Below are 23,313 nucleotides of genomic sequence, written 5' to 3' on the forward strand. Positions count from 1 at the left end.
TAGAAAAAGATCGAAGAATACAAAAGAAACGAGGCAGAGCACTTCCTGCTTCGTTTCTTTGTTGTTCAGATAAAAGCAGTGATAAGCCAGTTATGATCCTGCGAGTTCACTGCTATTTTATAACGTCCGAATGTTTCTTGCCCCAGCTGTTCACGCCGTCATCTTCAATGATGGAGATCGCCGCGTCAGCAATATCCGGGTTTGTCATTAGTTTCTCCTGAATCCGGAACTTGATATCGTCTGCATCGGCAAGACTTAATCCCTTGGTTAATTCAATCAGACCCTCGACATGGTAATACCGACCTTCCTGAATAATACGCATCATTTGGATATCAGCCACATGGCTGTCTGCCAAAATCGTCTGGGACACCTTGTCCTCGATATCCTGTGGAGCGGCGACACCGATCAGACCAATCATGTTGTCATAGCCGACACGGAAAGCAACGGCGATCATCAGACATCCGATGATGGTGGTGACAATACCATCAAGCAAAGCGAAGTTTGTCAGTGCAATGACAACAACAGAAACGAGCGCAAGCGTCGCTCCAAGCACGGCTACAACGTCCTCGTAAAATACAAGGCGGGTTGGCGGTGCCGCGCGTCCTACATTTTTAATCGCTGCAGGCACAAGGGCAAATCCTGTCGCTTTTGGCGCACGAGCTTCTTTCAAGATTTCCTTCATGGCTTTGATGAGGATGGCTCCATCAATCACAATATTAAGCACAAGCACACCAATGTTGATCCACAGTCCGCCCGAGTGACCAGCAGGATGCTGGAGCAGATGAATGCCTTCATGAATCGTTTCATAGGCCATGATCGTCACTACAATAACGGCAATCATGCAGAAAATGTTGATGACCCGTCCGAATCCGGTCGGGAAGCGGCGTGTAGGTTTTTTCTCGGATAATACACTTCCGACAAATACAAACCCTTGGTTAATGGCATCGGCCAGTGAATGCATCGCTGATGCGAACATGGCGCCGCTGCCACTGAATATAAAGGCTCCTCCTTTACATAGTGCAAGTATGGCGTTTCCCGCCATGGCTACGGCAGAGGATGTGTTTCCTTTTTTGACGAGAGACATAAAGCTCTCTGACTTCGGTTGTTCAGCCACTTCGGTAGTTCCTCCCAGATATGTAGTTGATGTAGAAAGACAGTCCTTCTTCCGGTAGCTTGTGCATTTCCACTAAATGTTATTATAACTGCCTTTACTACTCCCAGCATTATGAAAAAATGATCATATCACCATCCGTGCGACAATGATTGTCGATAAAATAGATGTAATTTAATTGATTTAATATTCGATCACGTCGATCTCACGCAAGTTGCGATTGGATTGCTCCAGCAATTCGGTAAAGGTTTCGGCCACGTAATAGACAAAGTCAGGATCATGTTTGAACATAATCATCTGTCCGTATGTTCCTTGCTCTGTCGGGTCAAAGTCCATCATCAAATACAGCGATCCGCCTCCCAGCTTACCAAAGGTAATCCACGACTTCTGATGAAGATAAGGCTTGATCCGTGGGTCGAGCTCACGCATTTCTTCTTCAGAGAAGTAGTCTTCCATCCGAATCTCTACGGAGCCGTCATGTTCTCTCTGCATTTGTTCCAGCGATAACATGTAGAAGACCATATCTTCGTTTTGTGCTGCATCACCTGGAAAAAGGATGTGAAAGGCATATCCGCTGCCATTTTTACGTTTGTAAAATGTCCTGAAGTCTTCCGGTAGTCGTATTCCGTAGTGTTGCTCGAACGCGTCAAGCTCCTTATCGCTTGCCCCTTCCCGGTCGCGGTAGGCCTCTAGCAACTCCTGGTTTTCCTCATCCTGTACCTTTTCTTCCAGCAGTTCCAACAATTCTTCCATGAGTTCATCGATCCGTTGTTCTGATTTTGGCTCTGACATCATGTTTCGCCTCCTTAATGAGAGTTCGCATGTAATACTTGTCTGGTAAATCTGATGATGAGATGGTTTCCCACTAGTATAGATTTACTCCGTAAGCTCGTACAAGAAACGATAGACCTAGGCGGAAGTTCCGCATACTGAATTAATATGGATGTGTAAAAGTACACTTGTGGTCTATGCAGTTGCATCCAGCCGCCTAACAATATCTCAAAAAAGCGTGAGCAGCAGGGTTATCCTGTGACTCACGCTTTTGTCTTTATATGATTTAAGTAAAGTTCATGTTATTCAAATTTCCAGCAGGACAAACTCAGGTTGCCCAGCTGATACGCCCGGAATAAAAGAGAGGTTTGTTTCTTCTTATCTCCTGCACCCATGGCGATCAAGAGAGGTACGAAATGCTCGGGTGTAGGAACCGCTGCCTGAGCAGACGGAGCAAGTTTGTCATACGCGAAGAGGGCATCCGTATCCCAGCGCTCCAGCTTATCTTGAAGCCAGTTGTCGAATTCCGTTGCCCAGGAATCCACACCTTGACTTTCCCAGTTCAGACGGCGCAGGTTATGCACGGTTCCGCCACTGCCAATGACAAGAACGTCTTGCTCACGCAAAGAAGCGAGTGCTTGACCGATCTGATACTGTTGCTCACCCGTCAGATAACGGTTAACGGACAGAGCAATTACAGGAATGTCTGCCTCGGGATAGAGCAGGCGCAGTACAACCCATGCTCCATGGTCCAGGCCGCGTACCTCATCCGTCTGCACTGAAATGCCCGCTTCGGTGAACAACTTGACGATCTCAGCGGTTGTTTCTGCATGCCCTTGGGCTGGATATTTGATCTGGTACAGTTCGGGTTGAAAACCGCCGAAATCATAGATCGTGTCATATGAGCCGGTGACAGAAGAAACGAGCTGTGTAGCTGATTCCCAGTGAGCGGAGAATAGAACGATCGCTTTAGGTTTGGGCAGATCCTGCCCAAGTTTTTGCAAAAATTCAGTGTACGCATTCTCCTCCAGTGCAAGTGAAGGGGCGCCATGGGCGATAAACAAAGATGGCATCATGATTCAATCATTCCTTTCGTGTCTTCTGTAGTTACCCCAGCATCCGTCCGAAGGAAGTGTTGGAGTTTGGCATATAACTCAGGGGTTACATGGTGACCCCCGCTGTATGGCACATACGTAACTTGATTCGTATGAATGCGGAAAAAGGAAGCATTATCTTCACCCAGCTGTAACGGGAAAAGGTGATCCTGATCGCCGTGTGAGATAAATGCAGATAGATTGGATGAAGGCTGCAAAGCATATTCTTCCTTCACAAACTGCGGAATGTATCCGCTCATAGCAACGATACCTTTGATGGCATCGCCCATCACCAAGGCAAGCGTCATCGCCATGATGCCGCCCTGGCTGAATCCGGCGATATAACGCCGTGCAGGATCGATCGCATATTGAGCCGACAGCTCGATGATGAGTTGTTGCAGTCCTTGAACCGAGGCATCGTATAATTCGCGAACGGGATTGCCTATACTTTTGATCTGAAAATAAGCATAACCTCCGCCCTGTACAATAGGTCCACGAATGGCAACAATAATGAAATCGGAAGACAGCGGCTCCATTAATCGAAGCATGTCCTGCTCATCTGATCCCATGCCGTGCAGGGCAAAAATAACGGGATATTGCTGGGCTTTATCGTAATGTGGAGGCAGTTTCACCTCATGAATATAAGTAGAATTCAAACCAATACACCTCCAGGTGGAATATGAGTTGCGATGAATCAATGTATAAAATGAATGTATAGATCAAAAAAATGCATAGATCAAACCAATGAAGCAAAAGAGTGGAAAGAAGTAATGACAGGGATTAAACTAAAAACATAAAGTTCACCAATGTGAAAATAATATTCTTATTGATGAACAAAATTTATCATGCTTTCATTGTAGGGTCAACACTTTTTTTGTATGATGAAAATATGTTTTGTATAGGGGAACTTGGATTGAGCATCCATACTGTACTTTATTTCTGTAGAGGAGGACGTGAAGAAGATGATGAAACATATCGTACCTATTCTTAGAATTTTTGATGAAGCGAAGGCTAAGGAATTTTACACGGATTACTTGGGGTTCAACGTGGACTGGGAACATCGATTTGAGGCCGATATGCCGCTGTACATGCAGGTGTCGCAGGATGAGATTATCATTCATCTGTCCGAACATCACGGAGACTGTACCCCTGGTGCGGCATTACGCATTGAGACAGAGCATCTGGAGGAGCTGCATGAGCGGATTTCTTTGCAAAAATATAAATATGCGAGACCTGGTATTGAAAAAAACCCTTGGAATTCACGGGAGATGACCATTACCGATCCATTCGGTAATCGGCTTATTTTTGTAGAGTCAACGGTTGAATCTTGATTTCAAGGGAACGGCAGTAAGAGAGAAGAGAGGGCGGTCACATGGATATTGGCTTGGCCATTCGAACGATACGCAAACAGAAACAGATTACGATTATGCAGCTCTGTGAGGGGACAGGGTTATCCAAAGGATTCATCAGTAATGTGGAAAATAACAAAACGTCACCGTCCATCGCTACATTGGAAAGCATAGCGGACTACCTGGGCGTCCCGCTTCCTTACCTGTTGTTGACATCAGAGCAGCGTATGAATGTGGTTCGCAAGCATGAACGCAAGGAGACTACAGCAGGTAGCGGGCAGATTAAAGTGCAGCAGTTAACCGCCAAAGGCGCGATGCGTATGTCCATTGTAGAACTGCCAGCAGGAGCTTCGACGGGGATCAGCAAACATGCGGGAGAAGAAAGTCATCTGGTACTGCAAGGTGTCATCCAAGCAAAGCAGGGGGAAGATGTCGAGACGCTGGAAGCGGGAGATTCGTTTACATGGAACGCGATTGTACCGCATGAAGTGACCAATATCGGCAAGGAACCCGCCGTTGTACTGATTGCGGTGTCCAAGGAATTGGAGCTGGATCATCTGTTGAACAAGTAAGCAGGAGAGATGACAGATGTAAAGTATGATGAGTGCCGTCTGCTTTCGTTAGTACAGATCTAAATCGAACGTATTTACAAAAGCATAAACAGGTGAGGGACATGTGTCCCTCACCTGTTTATGTCATGGTCATCTTTGCGAGCCTTAGCTGTGCAAATCCACAATTCAGTTGCCGTCGTCCCCTTGCTTAAATCAAGCCGGACTTTTGCAATAGTCCCTGAATAATTTTGGCAACCTCAGCTCTAGTAATGTAATCCTTTGGTGCAAGCTCATTGCCGCTTCTTCCTGATACAATGCCAGCCTCTACAGTATCAGCGACACTGCTCAGCGCCCATGCAGACACAGCTGCCGTATCTCCATAAGGACGAAGTATTACGTCTGTCGTTTGAACAGAAAGATTACCTTTGAGACTAGTGACGGCCATGGCTTTGGAGAGGATAACCATTGCCTGTTCCCGTGTAATCCTGTCCATCGGACGGAAAGTACCATCTTCAAAACCACCGATCAAGTGGTAGGCATAAGCAGTATTGACAACGCTGCTGTACCAATCTGTTGATTGTACGTCTGAGAATGGTGTTGCTCCATTTTCCGTCTTGAGTCCCAATGCGCGAACAATGATGGCTGCAAACTCAGCACGGGTAATATCTCGGTCGGGACTGAACATACCATTGCCCGTACCATCGATGACCATCCGTGATCCCATGTCGCCCACTGCTTGTTTTGCCCAATGATTGGCCATATCTTCGAATTCGAGCGGATGGTAGACAAGAGAATACGTGCTATTCGTCAAGCTATTGATTTGCGCGTAATATTTACCGTCAATCACGACAATCTTGGTCGGAACATGACGAATAGTTCCGTCCGTTTCAACAACAATTCCTGTGGTAATCTTACCGGAATCAACACCATCCGGAATCGCAATGGTTCGTTTGACATAGGCATTAAACTTCGATACTTCGACAGTCTTATCTCCGTAGATGCCCTTCACCGTAAAGTTTAACGGCGGTACGACAAGCGTGAACGTTCCCTTGGCTGCCGCATTCTCAACAACTTTCACCATATCTGTTGTAGGTTCGGAGATTTCGATTTGTACCTGGATGTCTTGCAAGGCTACCGACTTGCCGACTTGCTCGGATATGGTATTAATATTGATTTGTTGCGCTGGAATCGTATAGGTCGCACGATCGGTTTTGATCTCAAGAACAGCTTGTTTGTCCTCCATGTTTTTCACCATCTGACCGTTCAGTGAGCCGACGGCCACATGGGATTCGCTGTTTACAAGTATCGCCACCACAGCATTTTGGCCTTCCGCCGTGAGCTTGTCCTCCAGCTTTTTCTGATCAATAAGCACGGTTGTAACGGTTTGACCGTTTCGTTGTGTTCTCGTTATAGTCCCCGCATTCTCCGCTTTACCGTTGACAAATATATCCATTTCCGTAGTCGTTTTCTCCGGGATCGTTGGAGTACTAGACACGGATGGCGTATCGATAGGAACCGTGCTGCCGCCGGATGGCGTTTGCGGAATGACCGCATTCGAATCAGCGGAGGCTGCACTTTTTCCTACACCATTGATCGCTTTCACCCTAAACGTATAGCTCGTTCCATTCGTTAAACCTGTAATCACAATCGGGTTTGCCGCTCCTGTAGTGACTACATTCCCTGGTGAAACGGTTACTTCATACCCCGTAATCGGACTTCCACCGTTCTCGGTTGGAGCTGTAAAGGTAACGGTGGCTTCTCCGTTTCCAGCTACTGCCAAAATATTCGTTGGTGCTGCTGGTACAGTTGCAGGAGTGGCATTTGCCTGATTCGATTCCCCACTCAAGCCTCCCGAGTTACCTGCTTTCACTGTAAAGAAATAGGTCGTGCCGTTTAGCAAGTTTTGTACATTGTAGGTAAAGGAAGTGACGGTAACAACTGAAGCGTTACTAAGCTGACTTGGATCAGTCGCCATATAAAGGTTGTAATACGTTGCTCCCGTTACCGTACTCCAATTTAGCGTAACCTCACCGTTTCCTCCGATAGCCACAAGGTTTTGCGGATTTGCCGGTGCGTTCGGCATGTTCACAACTTGTATCACCGTAAACGTCACATCCGTCATTCGGGTTGCTGATAACGTTATTGTTGCGGTATATGTCCCCGCTGGCAAGCCATCTTTCGCTTTAACCGTAAAGGCTGACGTGGTCGCTCCGTTCATTAATGTTGTACTCGGCTGCGTAATCACAAAATTGCTGGCATGGTTTCCGCTAACCGTAGCCTGCAGATTCGATAAATTGCTTGTACCAGTATTAGTTACATCGATAGTTTTTGTCTCTTGGGTACCCGGAGCGTAACCTTGAGTAAGTGAAGCTAACGTTTGATCCGCAATAGGAGCAATCGTATGGGTAGGTGCGATGTTCACGTTGACCGCAGCGATGTTGCTCGTTGCCGTTGCCGTCTTGGTGCCGCTCACGCTGTTGTTTGTGTTCGTCACGACAGCATAGTAGTAGGTCGTGCCTGTCGGTGTCGTTGGCGCGGCAAAGGTTGTGCCGGTTGCACCTGCGATTGCAGTGCCGCCGTTCGTGCTGTTCGCCGTATTGCTGTACCACTGGTAGGACAGCGTTCCGCCGTCACTTACGTTGGCTGCTACGCTCAAGTTCGGGCTGTTGTCTCCTTCGTTAACCGTGGCGCCCGTCGGCTGGTTATCAATGCCCGGCGTTGCCGCGTTGGTTAGTGCGTTCACGTTGACCGCAGCGATGTTGCTCGTTGCCGTTGCCGTCTTGGTGCCGCTCACGCTGTTGTTTGTGTTCGTCACGACAGCATAGTAGTAGGTCGTGCCTGTCGGTGTCGTCGGCGCGGCAAAGGTTGTGCCGGTTGCACCTGCGATTGCAGTGCCGCCGTTCGTGCTGTTCGCCGTATTGCTGTACCACTGGTAGGACAGTACTCCACCGTCACTTACACTGGCCGCTACGCTCAAGTTCGGGCTGTTGTCTCCTTCGTTAACCGTGGCGCCCGTCGGCTGGTTATCAATGCCCGGAGTAGCCGCGTTGGTCAGTGCGTTCACGTTGACCGCAGCGATGTTGCTCGTTGCCGTTGCCGTCTTGGTGCCGCTCACGCTGTTGTTTGTGTTCGTCACGACAGCATAGTAGTAGGTCGTGCCTGTCGGTGTCGTCGGCGCGGCAAAGGTTGTGCCGGTTGCACCTGCGATTGCAGTGCCGCCGTTCGTGCTGTTCGCCGTATTGCTGTACCACTGGTAGGACAGTACTCCACCGTCACTTACACTGGCCGCTACGCTCAAGTTCGGGCTGTTGTCGCCTTCATTTACCGTGGCGTCCGTCGGCTGGTTATCAATGCCTGGCGTAGCCGCGTTGGTCAGTGCGTTCACGTTGACCGCAGCGATGTTGCTCGTTGCCGTTGCCGTCTTGGTGCCGCTCACGCTGTTGTTTGTGTTCGTCACGACAGCATAGTAGTAGGTCGTGCCTGTCGGTGTCGTCGGCGCGGCAAAGGTTGTGCCGGTTGCACCTGCGATTGCAGTGCCGCCGTTCGTGCTGTTCGCCGTATTGCTGTACCACTGGTAGGACAGCGTTCCGCCGTCACTTACGTTGGCTACTACGCTCAAGTTCGGGCTGCTGTCGCCTTCATTTACCGTGGCGCCCGTCGGCTGGTTATCAATGCCCGGCGTTGCCGCATTGGTCACTGTGGCTACTGCTGGTGATTGCAAAATTATTCCGTTTGTCCCAACCATCACATACTTGCTGTTGACGTAGATGGCACCATATAGAGTACTCAAGGTGCCTGACGTGTGGGCCGTCCAGCTCGCTCCGTCAGTGGAGGTCAAGATCGTTCCGCTTACCCCTACCGCCATATACGTACCGTTGGCGTAGCTTACACCACGAAGTTCATTGGTGGTGCCAGACGTTTGATTCGTCCAGCTCACTCCGTCACTGGAGGTCAAGATCGTTCCACTTTGCCCCACCACCATGTACGTGCCGTTGTCGTAGCTGATACCGTAAAGATTTTTCGTGGTGCCTGTCGTCTGGCTCGTCCAGCTCGCTCCGTCACTGGAGGTCAGTATCGTTCCATTTACTCCTATCGCCACATACGTACCATTGCTGTAAGTCATGTTCCATAGATCATTGGTAATACCTGACGAACTGCTTGTCCAATTCAATCCGTCACTAGAGATTAATATGGTTCCACTTGCCCCCGACGCAACATACTTGCCGTTGCCGTAGGTGACGCCATAAAGATGATTCGAAGTACCCGATGTTTGGCTCGTCCAACTCGTTCCGTCATTAGAGGTTAATATCCTTCCACCATAACCCACCGCCACGTAGGTGCCGTTGCCATAGCTGAAGCCGTATAGAGGAAACGAGGTGCCCGACGAGCGGGCCGTCCAGCTCGCTCCGTCACTTGAGGTCACAATCGTCCCCCCATTGCCCACCCCTATATACGTGCCGTTGTCGTAGCTGATACCGAAAAGATGATTCGAGACAACACTTGACAGGGAGCTCGTCCAGCTGGCTCCGTCACTGGAGGTCACAATCGTTCCACCATTACCCACCGCCATATACGTGCCGTTGTCGTAGCTGATGCCAACAAGACTATTCGTGGTTCCCGACATGCGGGTCATCCAGCTCACTCCGTCACTTGAGGTCACGATCGTTCCACCTATCCCAACCGCCACATACGTGCCGTTGCCGTAGATTAAGCCAACAAGATTATTTGTGGTGCCCGATGTGCGGCTTGTCCAGTTCGTTCCGTCGCTGGAAGTCAAGATTTTTCCACTTAACCCCACCACTACGTACGTGCCGTTGGCGTAGCTTACACCGTATAGGCCAGTAGTGGTGCCCGACGAGCGGCTCGTCCAACTCGCTCCGTCACTGGAGGTTAAGATCGTTCCAACGGCCCCCACCGCCATATACGTGCCATTGAAGTAGTTGACGGCAAAAAGAAATTGGGTGGTGCCTGAGGCCTGGCTCGTCCAGCTCACTCCGTCACCAGAGGTCAAGATTGTTCCATTTGCACCTACCGCCATATACGCGCCGTTGATGTAATTGACTGTACGAAGATCATTCGTGGTGCCAGAATCGCGGATTATCCAGCTCATTCCGTCACTGGAGGTCAATATCCTTCCACCTTGTCCCACCGCCACATATGTGCCGTTGCTATAGGCAACACCATTTAATTGAGTTGCGGTGCCCGCTGTGCGGGTCATCCAGTTCACTCCGTCACTGGAGGTCAACACCGTTCCACTTGTTCCAACCGCTACATACATGCCGTTGCCGTATGTCACACCAATCATATTTTGTCCGATGGATCGGATGTACCAATTATCAAGGGAACTCGTTATAGGTGCTGCATTTGCTACTTGTCCCCAATTGATCGGCATAAATGTGCTAAACAGCAACAAAAACGACAATTTTAGCCGAACGATTTTTAAAGCTACTTGTTTCCAATCAGAGAAATTCGTACTGAATTTTTTTGCCTGTGCTCCTTGATTCGACAATTTCCATCTTCCTTCCCCAAGTCTCTATACTTTAGCTCGCTTGACCATATCACATTATTCTGAACAAATTCTGAGCAACAAAAAAAGCCCCAGCCTATAGGCTGGGACCTTTCTGTTGTTATTGGAGGTGAGGGGAGCCTGACCTCCGTCCGAAGATATTGATACGTAAGCTTTAAGGGATGTAGTCACAGTTATAATGTCACTCGAGTATCAGTATTGAGCCAAAATAGGATTAGCCCAAGCAGGGATGAGATCTACACGATAGATTAATTGCTCTTTCATGATTTCCGCTACAATAATAGGCTCGTATGTATTATCAATGATGACAACTCGATCTGCAGTGGTTAGAGCTGGTGTAAGGTTCTTCAATGATTCACCATATCGATAACGGATATCCTCTTCAGCAATCTAATGACCATTCTGCACCGTTAGTTCCAGCAAACACAGTCATAACTGGTTTGGTCTTACTCATGATATTCAAACTCCTGACGTTTCCCAGCAGAGTCATATCTAATTTTGAATTTTTTACCTTCAGCATCTTCACGAATGCGTTTGTTATCCTTTCTATAATAAACACAAAAACCACCAACCAAAATGCTGGTTGATGGTGTCTTCATTGCATGCCTCAATTCATTGGTGGAAACCTTCACTCACATCTTACTGTGGATTGGTTGTCCAGATCCCTGCGGCTTTGACGAATACGCGGTCAGACAGCTTGAGTGTGGCCAGCGCCAGTTCGGCTACATCTTCGGCTTGCATCATGCGATCCTCGTCTCCGATTTTGAGTCCGGCATTCACAGCCAGTTCCGTATTCACGGTGCTTGGTGTCAACGCGGTTACACGAATGTTGGATTTGCGAACTTCCTGCATTAAGGATTCCGTCATGCCAAGCAATGCGAATTTGGACGCACAGTAGGCTGAACCTGTAGCGAATCCGCGCTCACCTGCCGTTGAAGCAATGTTAATGATGCTGCCGCTGCTTTCCTTGATCATGCTTGGAAGAATGGCGCGAGTTACATAGTATGTACCCATGACATTCACATGCAGGATGCGTTCCCACTCTTCAGGATCCATCTCTAACAGTGTACCGAAACTTCCAATTCCGGCATTGTTAATGAGGATATCTACCGCTCCAAGCTCCATCTCAATAGCTGCTACCGCTGCTTCAGCTTGAGAGCGATCCGAGATGTCTGCTGCAGCACTCGTTACTTTCACGCCATATTGCTGGCTTAAAGACTCTTGAAGAGCTTGCAGATCGGAAGCTGTGCGGGCGATCAGTCCAAGATGTACGCCTTCTTTGGCAAGGGCTTCCGCGATGGCACGTCCAATACCTTTACCGGCGCCAGTAATGATGGCTGTTTTATTTTTAAGTTCCATAGGAATATTCCTCCTCAGCATTTGGGTTAGCACTTGATTATACTATACTTTACCCAATGATCGGAAATATGCTTCATCACACGTTAGCGCGGTTGGGTGATTCGAATGCTACCAGAGGTCGTGCGTGCCTGGATCACATCCTGACTTATGCCTGGTGACTCCGGTATATTAACATCGCCCGAAGTAGCCTTGGCCTCATAAATCCCATCAAAATCAGGCGCAGCTTGAATAGATATATCCCCCGATGTCCCTGATACCTGAATAGGCGCTGCGTGAGATTGCTGGATATCAATACTGCCGGATGTGAATTCAACATTAGCCTCACCATTCAATTGTGCAATTTCCACATCTCCTGATTGAATCACGCTGTTTACTTTTCCATCGATTCGTGTTGCCGTGAAGCTTCCTGATGTCTGTTCTACGGCTAAATCGCCTTGGATAGCAGAAGCAGCAATGTCCCCTGAGGTCAGTGACAATTCAATGCGAGGAACCTGAATATCACGCAATACGATGGAGCCTGAGGTGCTTTTCATCTCCAAGTGTTCAGCATTTAGCCCAGTTATATCCCAATCCGCTGAGCTAGAGTGTAATGTGACATCATTCAAGGGATATCCTTTTGGCAAAGCCACGATTATTCTTGAATCTTGTTCCCCCCAGTTCCAATTAAAAGAGAACAACTTCAGACGGTTGTGTTTTTGCAGCGCCAGCTGGAATGTTCCATCAGTAAAACTTGCCTCCTCGAAACTTTGAATAACCTCAGGATCCCACTTTCCATCCACTTCGATATACGCATTGTTATCTGGACTAACGATGAATTCAATATCCGCATTAAAGTTACCATCCAGCTGAATATTTTGCAGATCATCTTGCAGTCCCCCGGTGTTGAGTTCCCACCGCTTGCTGTAGGCTTCCCTTTCATCCTTGAACTGAAAACCATAGACCGATGTTCCAAGTAAACCTATTCCAATGCAGACGAGAGCAAGTGCTATCCATTTTTTGGTGCTCATGCAGAAACATCCCCTTTCATCACGTTTACATTCCACCGAATATAGCGAAGTGTCACATTCTTAAATGCAATAAAGACAAATTTGGAGGCAAGGGCAAACAGAATGCCGATACCGAGCAGCCCAATGGCAACGAAAACTTCTGTTGTTTCAAGGTGATTCAGATACAGATAGTCGAAGGCAGCAGCGACAGGAGCCAGAGCAAGTAAGGATAGACTTGCAATCGTAAGCCACACGGACCAGAGGCTAAGACCGATCGGAATCATGAGTACAAGGTTAAGGAAGATCAGACCGATGCATACAAAAAAGTTCCGCGTAGCCCGATTGTGATTAACAGGTGGTTTCATCTCTCTGAACGATGGTGCATCGAAGGGAACTCTACCTCTATCGGATGTGTCAGAGTATGCGTTAGCGTTATACCGTTCACCGAGTACTTTACGTGCAATCTCCTCCGGGTGGCCGAGCTCCCGTGCAATGTCTTCCTCCGATTTGCCTTCACGTAACCCTAGCGTAAACTTGTGGGCATAACCTGCAAGTAGTTCAGCACGTTCCAGCCGGTCCATCGGACGTAAAACCAATTCCATAGCTTGCATAAATTGTTGTCTATTCATCTTGTGTTCCTTTCGAAGCCTTATTTTAAACTGGATGTTTACATTCACATCGTTCCCTGCTCTTGGTTCTGTTCTAAAATCATTCGTATGTATGGTTTTAGTGCAGTACTAGTGGACTCATCCACGCATTCAGTATTGATGTAATGTGAGATCGTGTTATAACCTACTTCTATATCAGCATACAGAAAAACCGGCTCGGCTGCTTCCGTCTGGAGACGGATACCGATCCGGTCTATGAGATGAGATGTATGTCAGGGAACTCTACGTACGTTCACACATGGAGTTCAGAAATACATCTTCTGTGCATCTGGTAGGGCTTATATGCTACATGGTTTACTTCTACTGTATTTACTGCTCCTGCACATCCAGGATGGGCAAGTCTTCGACCGCAGGCCCTTCAATGACATGTCCTTCATAATTAAACCGGGAGCCGTGACACGGGCAGTCCCAGGAACGTTCCCCATTATTCCACTCCACTTCGCATCCCAAGTGGGTGCATGTCGTGTCCACCAGGAACAGCTTACCGCTGGTGTCCTTATAGGCACCAGCCCTTTTACCGTTATGACGCACGACTGCGCCCTCGTCGTTGCCAAGCTCGTTTACATTTTTGTGCACGATGCCGACTTTGCCTGCAATTAACTCCTTCGCAACATTGACGTTCTCTACGATAAAGTGTTTGAAACTCGGGTCTGCCTTGAATCTTGCCGGATCAAATACTTCTGCGTGCGGATTATCTCTGCCGGTAATTCGGTCTGCCAGCAGATGTCCAGCCATCGTGCCTGTGGTCATGCCCCATTTGGCAAAGCCTGTAGCGACATATATCCGTTCATGCCTTCCGGTGATCGGCCCGATGTAGGGCACTTTATCTATCGAGATCAGATCCTGGGCAGACCAGCGAAACGGGATATTGCGAATCCCAAACGTCTCGGACGCATACTTTTCCAGACGCTCGTAGTGGCCAAAGGTACAGATGCCTTGTCCGGTTTTATGATTTTCTCCGCCGAACAGAATATGCTCTTTACCATTATGGATAACAGCACGAAGAGAACGGGCTGGATCATCATCGGAGATGTACATGCCGCCTGCATAGGGCTTCTCGGGTTCAACCATCACCGCATAGGAGCGTTCAGCATGAAGTCGCGTAAAGTAAAAACCGGGATCGTATACGGGAAAATGGGAAGCGACAACGATATGCTCTGCCGTCACGAATGAACCGCCATAGGTTCGGATTTTCAGAGAGGTTTCTTCTTCCACGTCCGTTACCGTCGTATGTTCATAGACACGAACCCCTTGCTTCACAGCTGAAGCAAGCAGGTAATGCAGGTAAGCTAAAGGGTCGAAACGTGCTTGTCCAGGCATACGAATGCCTGCTCTGGAGGGGACAGGAATCGGAAGGGGGTCTACCCATTCACCAGGGATGTTGAGTTTACCATAAGCGGTCAGCTCGACCTCCAGCTTTTTGATATTGTCTTCGGATTGAATATAGACATAGGCATCTTCATCAGCCCACTGACAATCGATCTGCTTTTCCTTGACTAGACTGCGCATCCAGCTCGCTGCATTTGCATTCCCTTCATAGTACATCCGTGCCTGCTCATGTCCGAAGTGATGCATGATTTCATCATAGATGACGCCGTGCTGTGCAGATACTTTGGCTGTTGTATGTCCGGTTGTGCCGTCCAGCACTTTTCCGGCTTCAAGCAAAACCACACTCAGACCAGACTGGGCCAGCAAGTACGCTGTTGTAATGCCAGCGATCCCGGCTCCGATAATTGCTACATCAGCTGTAGTATCTTCTGTTAACTTCGGATAAGATTCGAATGTATTCGCGGCACGCCACAGAGATTCGGGTACCTGCGGCAAGTTGGTCTTCAACTGCTCATTGTTATTCATGGAATGGTTTCCTCCTAGATCATGATCACAGCATAATAGGGGACGTTCAGAAGCTGAGTCCCTGTACTTCTATTCAGGATTGCCAGAGTATGCCAGAAAAAAACGAGCAGCCGCTTATTTTAAGAAAGGAAGAGGAACATTTTCTTGAAATGCCCCTCTGTTTTTTTATATCAGAATGTTTTATAGTAGGATTATCGAAACCGTTTTATATTTATGGTTTATATTTTTTGAAATATATATATATCGTGATTTATAAAGGTTTCTTACTTATTTTGGAGAGAAAATTCAGAAGTTATGGACCACTTCCACGAATTAAAATGTATTCGCTATCATAATTCTACACTATACATTAAAGGGAGATTAGATATGACAACTCATCAAACGAAATATCCGTTTCAAGATACAACAATGGCACTTAACGATCGAGTGAAGGACCTTGTGTGCCGCTTGACGGACGATGAAAAAATTGAATCCATGCTGCAATACCAGCCAGCCGTAGAACGCCTGGGTGTTGCTGCTTACAAACATGGAACGGAAGCTGCTCACGGCTTGGCATGGCTTGGTGAAGCTACCTCATTCCCACAGCCTGTAGGGCTGGCATGTACGTGGGATACAGACCTGATGAAAGAGATCGGCTCCGTTATCGGAGACGAGGCGCGTGTATTTTATAAACGCAATCCTGCCGTCAACGGTCTTACACTCTGGGCACCCACGGTGGATATGGAACGTGACCCGCGCTGGGGACGAAATGAAGAGGCGTATGGTGAGGACCCGGAACTGACTGCAGAGTTGACAACCGCACTGGTCAAAGGCATTCAGGGCGACCATTCCAAGTATTACAAGGCCGTAGCGACGCTCAAACACTTCCTAGGCAACAACAACGAAGTGGATCGTGGCAACGGTTCATCCAGCATTGATCCACGCAATATGCGCGAATATTATTTGAAAGCATTTGAAAAGCCATTCAAGCAAGGCGGAGCACAGTCGATGATGACAGCGTACAACTCGATTAATGGCACGCCGGCTCTACTGCATCCTTTTGTGAACGAGATCGTCAAAGGTGAATGGGGGATGGACGGATTTATCGTCAGTGATGCGGGCGACGTGATGGGCATCAAGAATGATCATAAGTATTATGATTCACACACACCGGGTACGGTAGAGTCGGTCAAAGCAGGTATTGACAGCATCACCGATGATGCCGAACTGTCCAAACAAGCGCTTCGTGAAGGGCTGGAGCAGGGGCTCCTGACCATGGAAGATATCGACAAAGCTTTGTTCAATACATTCCGTGTGAGATTCCGTCTAGGTGAATTTGATCCGGAAGAAGGCAATCCGTACGCTGCAATTGGCGAGGAATCCATGATGACGGAGAAGGCCAAAGCACTTTCTCTCCGGGCGGCAAGAGAGCAAGTGGTACTGCTCAAAAACGATAAAGGCACCCTTCCATTAGACAAAACAAAAGCAGGAAAAGTAGCTGTGATTGGTCAGCTCGGCGGAACGGTCTATCGGGATTGGTATGCGGGTACGCTACCCTACAGCATCACGCCTCTGGAAGCCATTCGCGGCAAAGTGGGCAGTGATAATGTTACCTTCAAAGATGGTGACGATCGCATCACGCTGACATCTGCAGCAAGTGGCCAAAAGCTGGGCCTAACCAGAGCGGAAGGCTCATCTGAGATGGCAGTGAAAGCTTCAGAAGAAGCCGAGATATTCCGGGTGACGGATTGGGGGTTTGGCAGTTACACGTTGCAGGCGGAGAGTAACGGCAAATACCTGACCACAGATGAAGAGTCTGTCACAGCTTCGGCTAATGAAGTATACGGCTGGTTTGTCAAAGAAGTATTTCATCTGTTGCCACAGGCGGATGGTCGTGTGGGGCTTACCACATGGAATGGTAAAACCGTGACGGCATCGAACGATGGTCATGATGCACTCAAGGTGACCGAAGAGTTGAAAACGTTCGGTGTTGCAGAGCTATTCGAGCAAAATGTCGTATCCAGTGGGATTGACGAAGCTGTTGCTGTAGCCAAAGAAGCCGAGACAGCGATTGTATTTGTCGGTAACAACCCGCTTGTTAACGGCAAAGAAGAAGTGGATCGCCCAAGTCTGGAGCTGGCTGAATCACAGCTTCAACTGGTAAAGGCTGTATATGAGGCTAACCCGAGCACCATAGTGGTGATTGTAGGAAGTTATCCATTTACCTGCAACTGGGTTCAGGAGAATATTCCAGCCGTCCTGTATACGTCACACGCCGGACAGGAGCTGGGGAACGCAGTAGCTGACGTATTGTACGGAGATTATGCACCTGCGGGCCGTCTGAACATGACCTGGGTGCAATCGGAAGATCAACTGCCTGATATCCGGGATTATGACATTATCCAAGCGGGTCGCACGTATCAATATTTTGAAGGAAATGTGTTATATCCGTTCGGACATGGTCTGACCTATGCTTCATTTAAATACAGCAATCTGGAGGTTAGTCCTGCACAAGCAGGAAAAGACGACCGCGTTGCCATTCGTGTGGATGTGACGAATACTAGTTCAATCGCCAGTGACGAGGTCGTGCAGTTGTATGTGCGCGCAGGCAAGTCACGAGTGAAACGTCCACTCAAAACGCTAAAAGCATTCCGACGTCTTCATATTGAAGCTGGAGCAACAGCAACCGTTCATTTTGACCTGCCTGTTCAGGAGCTGGCCATCTGGGATGTTACTCGTGATCGCTATGTAGTGGAGGAGGGCATCTATTCGATTATGGCAGCCAAATCTTCCTCGGATGTGCAGTTGGTCGCGGATCTAAAAATAGATGGAGAGACCATACCTGCTCGTGACCTGAGTGTGACTACACGCGCCGAGAACTATGATGCTTATCAGAGTGTGGAACTGGATGAGTGCAAAGAGGGCGGCACAGCTGTCCGTGTCATAGGGGAGCAGGGGTGGATCGTCTTTAAAAATGCCGACCTCGGCAACGGGGCCACTGCTTTTGTGGCACGTCTATCCTCAGAACAGCAGGGAGGTGTGCTGGAGGTGAGATTGGGTGCGCCAGATGGTATAATCGCAGGACGTGTAGAACTGGCACAAGGCGGTGCCCAGCGGTGGTCTACGGTACAGGTTGAACTGACAGGCGCATCAGGAGTGCAGGATGTCTTCCTGGTGTTACCTGCGGGCGCCCGTGTTCGTCATTTTGAAGTTCGTTAACCTTCAGGATGGAATAAGAAGGGGTTAGGAATAGGTTAAGAATAGAGTGAGAAGTCACTAATCTTCTTCTATTCCTACTCTTTATACGTATGAGGTCAACCCGTTTTTGCGGGTGGGCCTTTTTTGATTTTTACATAATCCCCATTCATAAATAACAATTATATAACGATATATACTATATAGTTTCATATCATATGCTATAGGCATAGGTGGAGAAAGGAATCGAACCCGAACGCATTCTTTATCAGGACGGATATGTAAGCTAGAAAAGTAAAGGAAAAGGGGAATCTCCAATGTTACGCTACTTCCGCAATCGAAGTTTAGTTTTCACCAGTTCTGTCCTGATTGCCATCATTTTGTTTGTAATGATCATCCTGATGAGTGTGTTGAATTTCAAACAAAGTCAGCAGGCTTACTACGAAGAAATCAATCAGGTAGGTAAGGCGCTGTCCAATCAGCTTCAGCTCAACCATAAATGGGTAGAACAAGCGAATCAGCAACTGGAGGCTTCACCTAACCCAACATCTCCCGAACTGACGTCATTGAAAGAACAACTCGATGCGATGACAGGCGTTGCCTCCATTGCAAACGCCTATATATTCAAATCGGATATTATTGAACGTGATGGGAAACAGATCTTAACTGGGTTGCAAGTCAATCAGGCTCTCTATGAAATGGATATGGTCCCCGGTGTCGAATATGAAATTCCAGATATAGTTCAAGATACATATGATCATGTATTCCAGAACGGAACCGCTCTTACAGAATCTTACACGGATACTGCTGGGACGTGGGTGACCTATCTAAGCACGATTAAAGATGATACGGGTAAGACGATTGCTATTTTTGGTCTGGATTTGGACGCAGCCCAAGTCAAGCAGGATCAGATGTGGATGTTTTTGTACAGTCTGGGGAGTGGATTTGCCATTGCAATCATCATGATTCTGGTTATGGTCATTCTGGCTCGAATTGTACTTCGACCATTACAGAAACTGGCAGACGTATCGAAGCAGGCAGCCGAGGGTAATCTGACCGTCAGCCTGGATGTACGCAATAACAATGAGATCGGCCAAACTGCCAACGCATTTAATCATATGCTTGGGGGTCTACAGCAACTGATTACAGGCATTCAGTCCACTTCTGCGAGTGTGACCCGCTCAGCTGCGGATCTTCAGATGAGTTCAGAACGTACCACTGAAGCTTCACAAGAGATTACCGAATCGATGCTGCAGGTGTCCTCCGGGGCAGAACAGCAACGACAATCCACGAATGAATGCCAGGAATCCATTGGCGAAATGGTCATTGGCATCAAACGAATTGCTGATTCATCTCAGGTGGTTGCTGAACTGGCTTCGGATACAACCGATCTCGCTAGCCGAGGCGAGGCAGATATTACAACGATGGTCGATCAGATGCAGAAGATTGAACTTAACATGTCAGGCACGGTTGTCGTTCTCCATGATCTTCAACAACTGAACGGCAGCATCGGTGGAATCATGTCCATGATTCGGGATATTGCGGATCAGACGAGCCTGCTTGCGCTGAATGCTTCCATTGAGGCAGCTAGAGCAGGGGAGACAGGAAGAGGCTTTGCCGTGGTTGCACAAGAGATTCAGAAGCTTTCGGCTCGCTCCAAAGAGTCTTCCGATCAGATCGACCAGATCTTGCAAGGTATTCTGAATCATACGGAGAAGGCAGTGACCTCCATTGAAGAGTCGGTGGATGTCGCTAAACAAGGAGCAGAGACATCCGTCGTAACGGCAGAAACTTTCCGCCAGATCGTCGAATCTATTCAAAAGGTATCGGGACAAGTCTACGAAGTATCTGCCGCCTCCGAGCAAATGTCAGCCAGCAGTGATCAGATTGCAGCTTCCCTGGAACAGCTGGGTACCGTGGCCACGGATTCATCCGACAATGCGAACAAGGCCCGTGCTTCTTCGGAAGAACAACTGGCGCTGATGGAAGAAGTATCAAGCCTCTCTCACGAGCTGAGAAGTTTGGCTTACGAACTGAATCAGGTCATCCAAAGGTTTCAGGTATAACGAGGGTTAGTGAAGCAGGCTCTGAACATGCGAACAGCAGCAGAGGCTGCTTTACTTTTTGGTGTTCACTTTATTGCTCGTTTTTTCTGTATACAATAAAAACATCGTTACACTGCACCGAGATGCAATGTAACGATGTTTCCAGATGCCTGAGTGGCCCGTACATCGATCAAACGCTGATTACGGCTTCCACGGAAGGGCAGAGATACATCGCGCTCTGCCGCAACGTATCGTCCGTCAATAATTACGTCACACAGCTGCGCAAGCGCGGCTCTCTCCGGGTCGGTAATGAGTTCTTCGTAATCAAACCCCGTGTACGCCCATACTGTCAGATCCGGACGGGCATCCCGAAACTGGCGTACCCACCGAGTACATGCTGCTGCTGTGAAAAAGGGGTCACCCCCGCATAACGTCACGCCATCCAGCAGCGGATGGTTCGTGACCTCCTGCAAAATCTGCTGCTGCCACTCTTCTGTAAAGGGTTCACCTGCGCGGAAACTCCAAGAATCCGGGCTGAAGCAGCCCGGACATGCGTGGCGGCATCCGCTGATAAACAGCACAGCACGCAGGCCGGTTCCTTCATTGACCGACTCGGGAATGTAACCAAACAGATTCACCGGTGTTTCACCCGATCCCGCACTTCGGCCTGCTTCGCAGCATTGAAGCGTACCTTGTAATCTCCTGTCAGATAACCGGTTACACGGCGCAAGCGCTGGAAGTGAACCTCATTTTCGTGAACTTCACATTCTGGGCAGGTATCACCGATGGCCCCCTCATACCCGCATTCAGGGCAGCGATCAATCGGATGGTTAATCGAGAAGTAACCGATATCCTGTGCCAGCGCGTACTGTACGATACGCATAAAGGCTGCTGTATTCGCCCGTACATTGCCGTCAAGTTCAACATAAGAGATGGCTCCCGCATTACACAGAGCGTGAAATGGAGCTTCCAGTTCGATCTTACGGTAGGCTGGAAGGTTATAATAGACCGGAATATGGAATGAGTTCGTATAATATTCCCGCTCATTTACACCGGAGATGGGCCCGTACCGTGCCCGGTCTAATTTGGTGAATTTGCCGGATAGACCTTCAGCAGGTGTAGCAAAGAGCGTAACGTTCAGGTTATGCAACTCACTCATCCGATCACAGAACGCTCTCATCGTGCGAATCACATGCAGCGCCTCGCGATGCACATGCATATCTTGTCCATGATGGCGCCCATACATAGCAGTCATACATTCGGCGAGTCCGATAAATCCAAGAGACAACGTGCCGTGTTTCAACAGATCGGCAACCGGCTCATCCGGTTCCAGCTTCTCTCCGCCTTCCCATACCCCCTCACGCATCATGAAGTCCGATGATTTGGCAGGCTGTTTTTTCTGAATGGCATACCGATGAAGTAAACCATCCACAGCATTGTGCATGATTTTATCCAGAGCCACATAGAATCCTTCCCGATCCGCGACAGCCCGCTGATTTTGGCAAATGCCAAACCGAATCCCGAGCTTCACCAGATTGACGGTATTGAAGGACAGATTTCCTTTACCACTCTGCCGATTTCGTCCAAACCGATCCGCAAGGGTACGTGTGCGGCAGCCCATCGTCGCAATGATCGTGTCCGGGTCTTCCGGATGATAAAAAGGTAAATTAAACGTTGCATCCACATTGACAAAGTTAGGGTACATGCGCCGCGAAGAACAGGTTACCGCCAGGCGGAATAAGTCATAGTTCGGGTCGCCCTGGGCCTGATTAACCCCTTGCTTGCACTGAAAAATATGCTGTGGAAATACAGGCGTTTCCCCATGTCCAAGGCCACGAATCGTTGCTTCCAGCAGGGAGCGGGACACAAGACGACCCTCAGCTGATGTACACATGCCATAGTTCAGCGATGTAAAGGGAATCTGTCCGCCCGCCCGACTGCTCATCGTATTCAGGTTATGTATAAGAGATTCGGCAGCTTGTCCTGTTTCCAGCTCCGTCTCTTCATATGCAAAAGCAAATGCATGTGGGCAATGCTGCTTCGCTTCGGTGCTGTCCAGATGCAGCTGCTCGTCCGTGAGCAAAGCCTGTTCATTAAAAAGCCGCTGCCCTTTGCGGAAATGTTTTATGAATGAACGCTGCACATAAGGTGCGAGATCCCAGTCGATTTTGTTGGCAGATACGCCGCCGTACTGGCTGTTTTGCTGCGACTGAAAGATGATTGCGACCAGAGCCATCGCAGACATAATCGTCTGTGGTGTGCGAACCGATCCATTCCCCGTATTGAAGCCGGAAGCCAGCAATCGATCGAATGGAATAAAAATGCAGTTGGTTGTTCCGAGGGCATACTGATCCAGATCGTGCACATACAGATCGCCATTCTCCACCGCATCTGCAAGCGCTTCTGGCAATACATGACGCATGGCATGCCATTTGGCTGTCTCCGATCCGAGCCTGCTCATCTTGCCGCTGAAGGAATCTCCATTCAGATTTGCATTCTCCCTCAGCGTATCAGCGTCTTCTGCGCCAATAATACGTCTTCCCAGGTCAGATAACAGATCGGTTGCCGGTGGTGCGGCATGCTCTAGCATAGTCATGTAAACGTGCCTCCTAAATGATTTTTGAATAGATTATAATTGGATTAATATATGAGATATATACTACATGTAGATTGATATTATCCATTTATAAACTATATGTGGTTTTTTGGGTGTGATTATGATCACACCCCCTGTGAGGAAGAAGAGCGTCTTCCGGGATTTGGCGCGGGTTTAAGGTTCCCAAATTTCAAACAGAGGCGTATAATTTCTACTTACCCTGCAAGT

General features: G+C 48.5%; 17 protein-coding genes. 4 read left to right on the forward strand and 13 right to left on the reverse strand.

From position 1 onward, the window contains the following. Nucleotides 1-112: 112 nt before the first annotated feature. From ABIE27_RS06300 to ABIE27_RS06315, 4 genes are all read right to left on the reverse strand, one after another. Nucleotides 113-1,114: a cation diffusion facilitator family transporter gene (locus ABIE27_RS06300; protein ID WP_123064130.1), complete on the reverse strand. Its 1,002-nt coding sequence runs from the start codon at nt 1,112-1,114 to the stop codon at nt 113-115. A 180-nt stretch (nt 1,115-1,294) separates the two neighbouring features. Beyond that, nucleotides 1,295-1,903 (reverse strand): SMI1/KNR4 family protein, encoded by a 609-nt coding sequence (locus ABIE27_RS06305; RefSeq protein WP_240036782.1) that lies wholly within the window; start codon nt 1,901-1,903, stop codon nt 1,295-1,297. A 281-nt stretch (nt 1,904-2,184) separates the two neighbouring features. Then, nucleotides 2,185-2,958 carry a DODA-type extradiol aromatic ring-opening family dioxygenase gene (locus ABIE27_RS06310; protein ID WP_123064132.1) on the reverse strand — a complete coding sequence of 258 codons (774 nt, stop codon included), beginning with the start codon at nt 2,956-2,958 and terminating at the stop codon, nt 2,185-2,187. Then, entirely contained in the window at nt 2,955-3,632 is a 678-nt protein-coding gene (locus ABIE27_RS06315) for an alpha/beta hydrolase (RefSeq protein WP_123064133.1), read from the reverse strand. Before ABIE27_RS06315 ends, ABIE27_RS06310 begins: the two co-directional genes overlap by 4 nt. A gap of 309 nt (nt 3,633-3,941) precedes the next feature. Between ABIE27_RS06315 and ABIE27_RS06320 the strand changes: the two genes are divergently transcribed. Then, complete coding sequence (locus tag ABIE27_RS06320) at nt 3,942-4,307, forward strand: glyoxalase superfamily protein (RefSeq protein WP_429350256.1); 366 nt, start codon at nt 3,942-3,944, stop codon at nt 4,305-4,307. Between the two features lie 41 nt (nt 4,308-4,348). Further along, complete coding sequence (locus ABIE27_RS06325) at nt 4,349-4,897, forward strand: helix-turn-helix domain-containing protein (protein WP_123064135.1); 549 nt, start codon at nt 4,349-4,351, stop codon at nt 4,895-4,897. A gap of 187 nt (nt 4,898-5,084) precedes the next feature. Here ABIE27_RS06325 and ABIE27_RS06330 read toward each other — a convergent pair whose 3' ends face one another. From ABIE27_RS06330 to ABIE27_RS06360, 7 genes are all read right to left on the reverse strand, one after another. Beyond that, nucleotides 5,085-10,385, reverse strand: a complete 5,301-nt coding sequence (locus tag ABIE27_RS06330) for an S-layer homology domain-containing protein (protein WP_429350135.1) — start codon at nt 10,383-10,385, stop codon at nt 5,085-5,087. 210 nt (nt 10,386-10,595) lie between these two features. Continuing rightward, nucleotides 10,596-10,754 (reverse strand): hypothetical protein, encoded by a 159-nt coding sequence (locus tag ABIE27_RS06335; protein WP_192895082.1) that lies wholly within the window; start codon nt 10,752-10,754, stop codon nt 10,596-10,598. Nucleotides 10,755-10,849: 95 nt separating this feature from the next. Further along, a complete protein-coding gene (locus ABIE27_RS06340; protein WP_161556914.1) occupies nt 10,850-11,002 on the reverse strand; it encodes a hypothetical protein in 153 nt (50 codons plus the stop codon). A 40-nt stretch (nt 11,003-11,042) separates the two neighbouring features. Next, a complete protein-coding gene (locus ABIE27_RS06345) occupies nt 11,043-11,762 on the reverse strand; it encodes a 3-ketoacyl-ACP reductase (RefSeq protein ID WP_090924125.1) in 720 nt (239 codons plus the stop codon). Between the two features lie 83 nt (nt 11,763-11,845). After that, complete coding sequence (locus ABIE27_RS06350; RefSeq protein WP_123064136.1) at nt 11,846-12,769, reverse strand: DUF4097 family beta strand repeat-containing protein; 924 nt, start codon at nt 12,767-12,769, stop codon at nt 11,846-11,848. Beyond that, nucleotides 12,766-13,377, reverse strand: a complete 612-nt coding sequence (locus tag ABIE27_RS06355) for a hypothetical protein (protein ID WP_429350136.1) — start codon at nt 13,375-13,377, stop codon at nt 12,766-12,768. The genes ABIE27_RS06350 and ABIE27_RS06355 overlap by 4 nt, the downstream gene beginning before the upstream one ends. 348 nt (nt 13,378-13,725) lie before the next feature. Continuing rightward, the gene (locus ABIE27_RS06360; protein WP_123064138.1) at nt 13,726-15,270 is read right to left on the reverse strand and encodes an FAD-dependent oxidoreductase; all 1,545 of its coding nucleotides are present in this window, start codon (nt 15,268-15,270) and stop codon (nt 13,726-13,728) included. Nucleotides 15,271-15,636: 366 nt separating this feature from the next. On the opposite strand from ABIE27_RS06360, the gene ABIE27_RS06365 reads away from it, so the two are divergent. Both ABIE27_RS06365 and ABIE27_RS06370 read left to right on the forward strand, forming a co-directional pair. Then, on the forward strand, nt 15,637-18,468 hold the full coding sequence (locus ABIE27_RS06365) for a glycoside hydrolase family 3 C-terminal domain-containing protein (protein WP_429350137.1): 2,832 nt from the start codon (nt 15,637-15,639) through the stop codon (nt 18,466-18,468). A gap of 293 nt (nt 18,469-18,761) precedes the next feature. Next, nucleotides 18,762-20,510 carry a methyl-accepting chemotaxis protein gene (locus ABIE27_RS06370; RefSeq protein ID WP_123064140.1) on the forward strand — a complete coding sequence of 583 codons (1,749 nt, stop codon included), beginning with the start codon at nt 18,762-18,764 and terminating at the stop codon, nt 20,508-20,510. Nucleotides 20,511-20,617: 107 nt separating this feature from the next. On the opposite strand, the gene nrdG is transcribed toward ABIE27_RS06370, so the two are convergent. Together nrdG and ABIE27_RS06380 are read right to left on the reverse strand one after the other, a co-directional pair. After that, nucleotides 20,618-21,127, reverse strand: coding sequence for an anaerobic ribonucleoside-triphosphate reductase activating protein (gene nrdG, locus ABIE27_RS06375; protein WP_429350138.1), 510 nt, complete (start codon nt 21,125-21,127; stop codon nt 20,618-20,620). Continuing rightward, a complete protein-coding gene (locus ABIE27_RS06380; RefSeq protein WP_123064142.1) occupies nt 21,124-23,085 on the reverse strand; it encodes an anaerobic ribonucleoside triphosphate reductase in 1,962 nt (653 codons plus the stop codon). Before ABIE27_RS06380 ends, nrdG begins: the two co-directional genes overlap by 4 nt. Between the last annotated feature and the right edge of the window lie 228 nt (nt 23,086-23,313).

Origin of the sequence: Paenibacillus sp. 4624 (genome assembly GCF_050435065.1) — a bacterium.
In the GTDB taxonomy this organism is placed as follows: domain Bacteria; phylum Bacillota; class Bacilli; order Paenibacillales; family Paenibacillaceae; genus Paenibacillus; species Paenibacillus amylolyticus_D.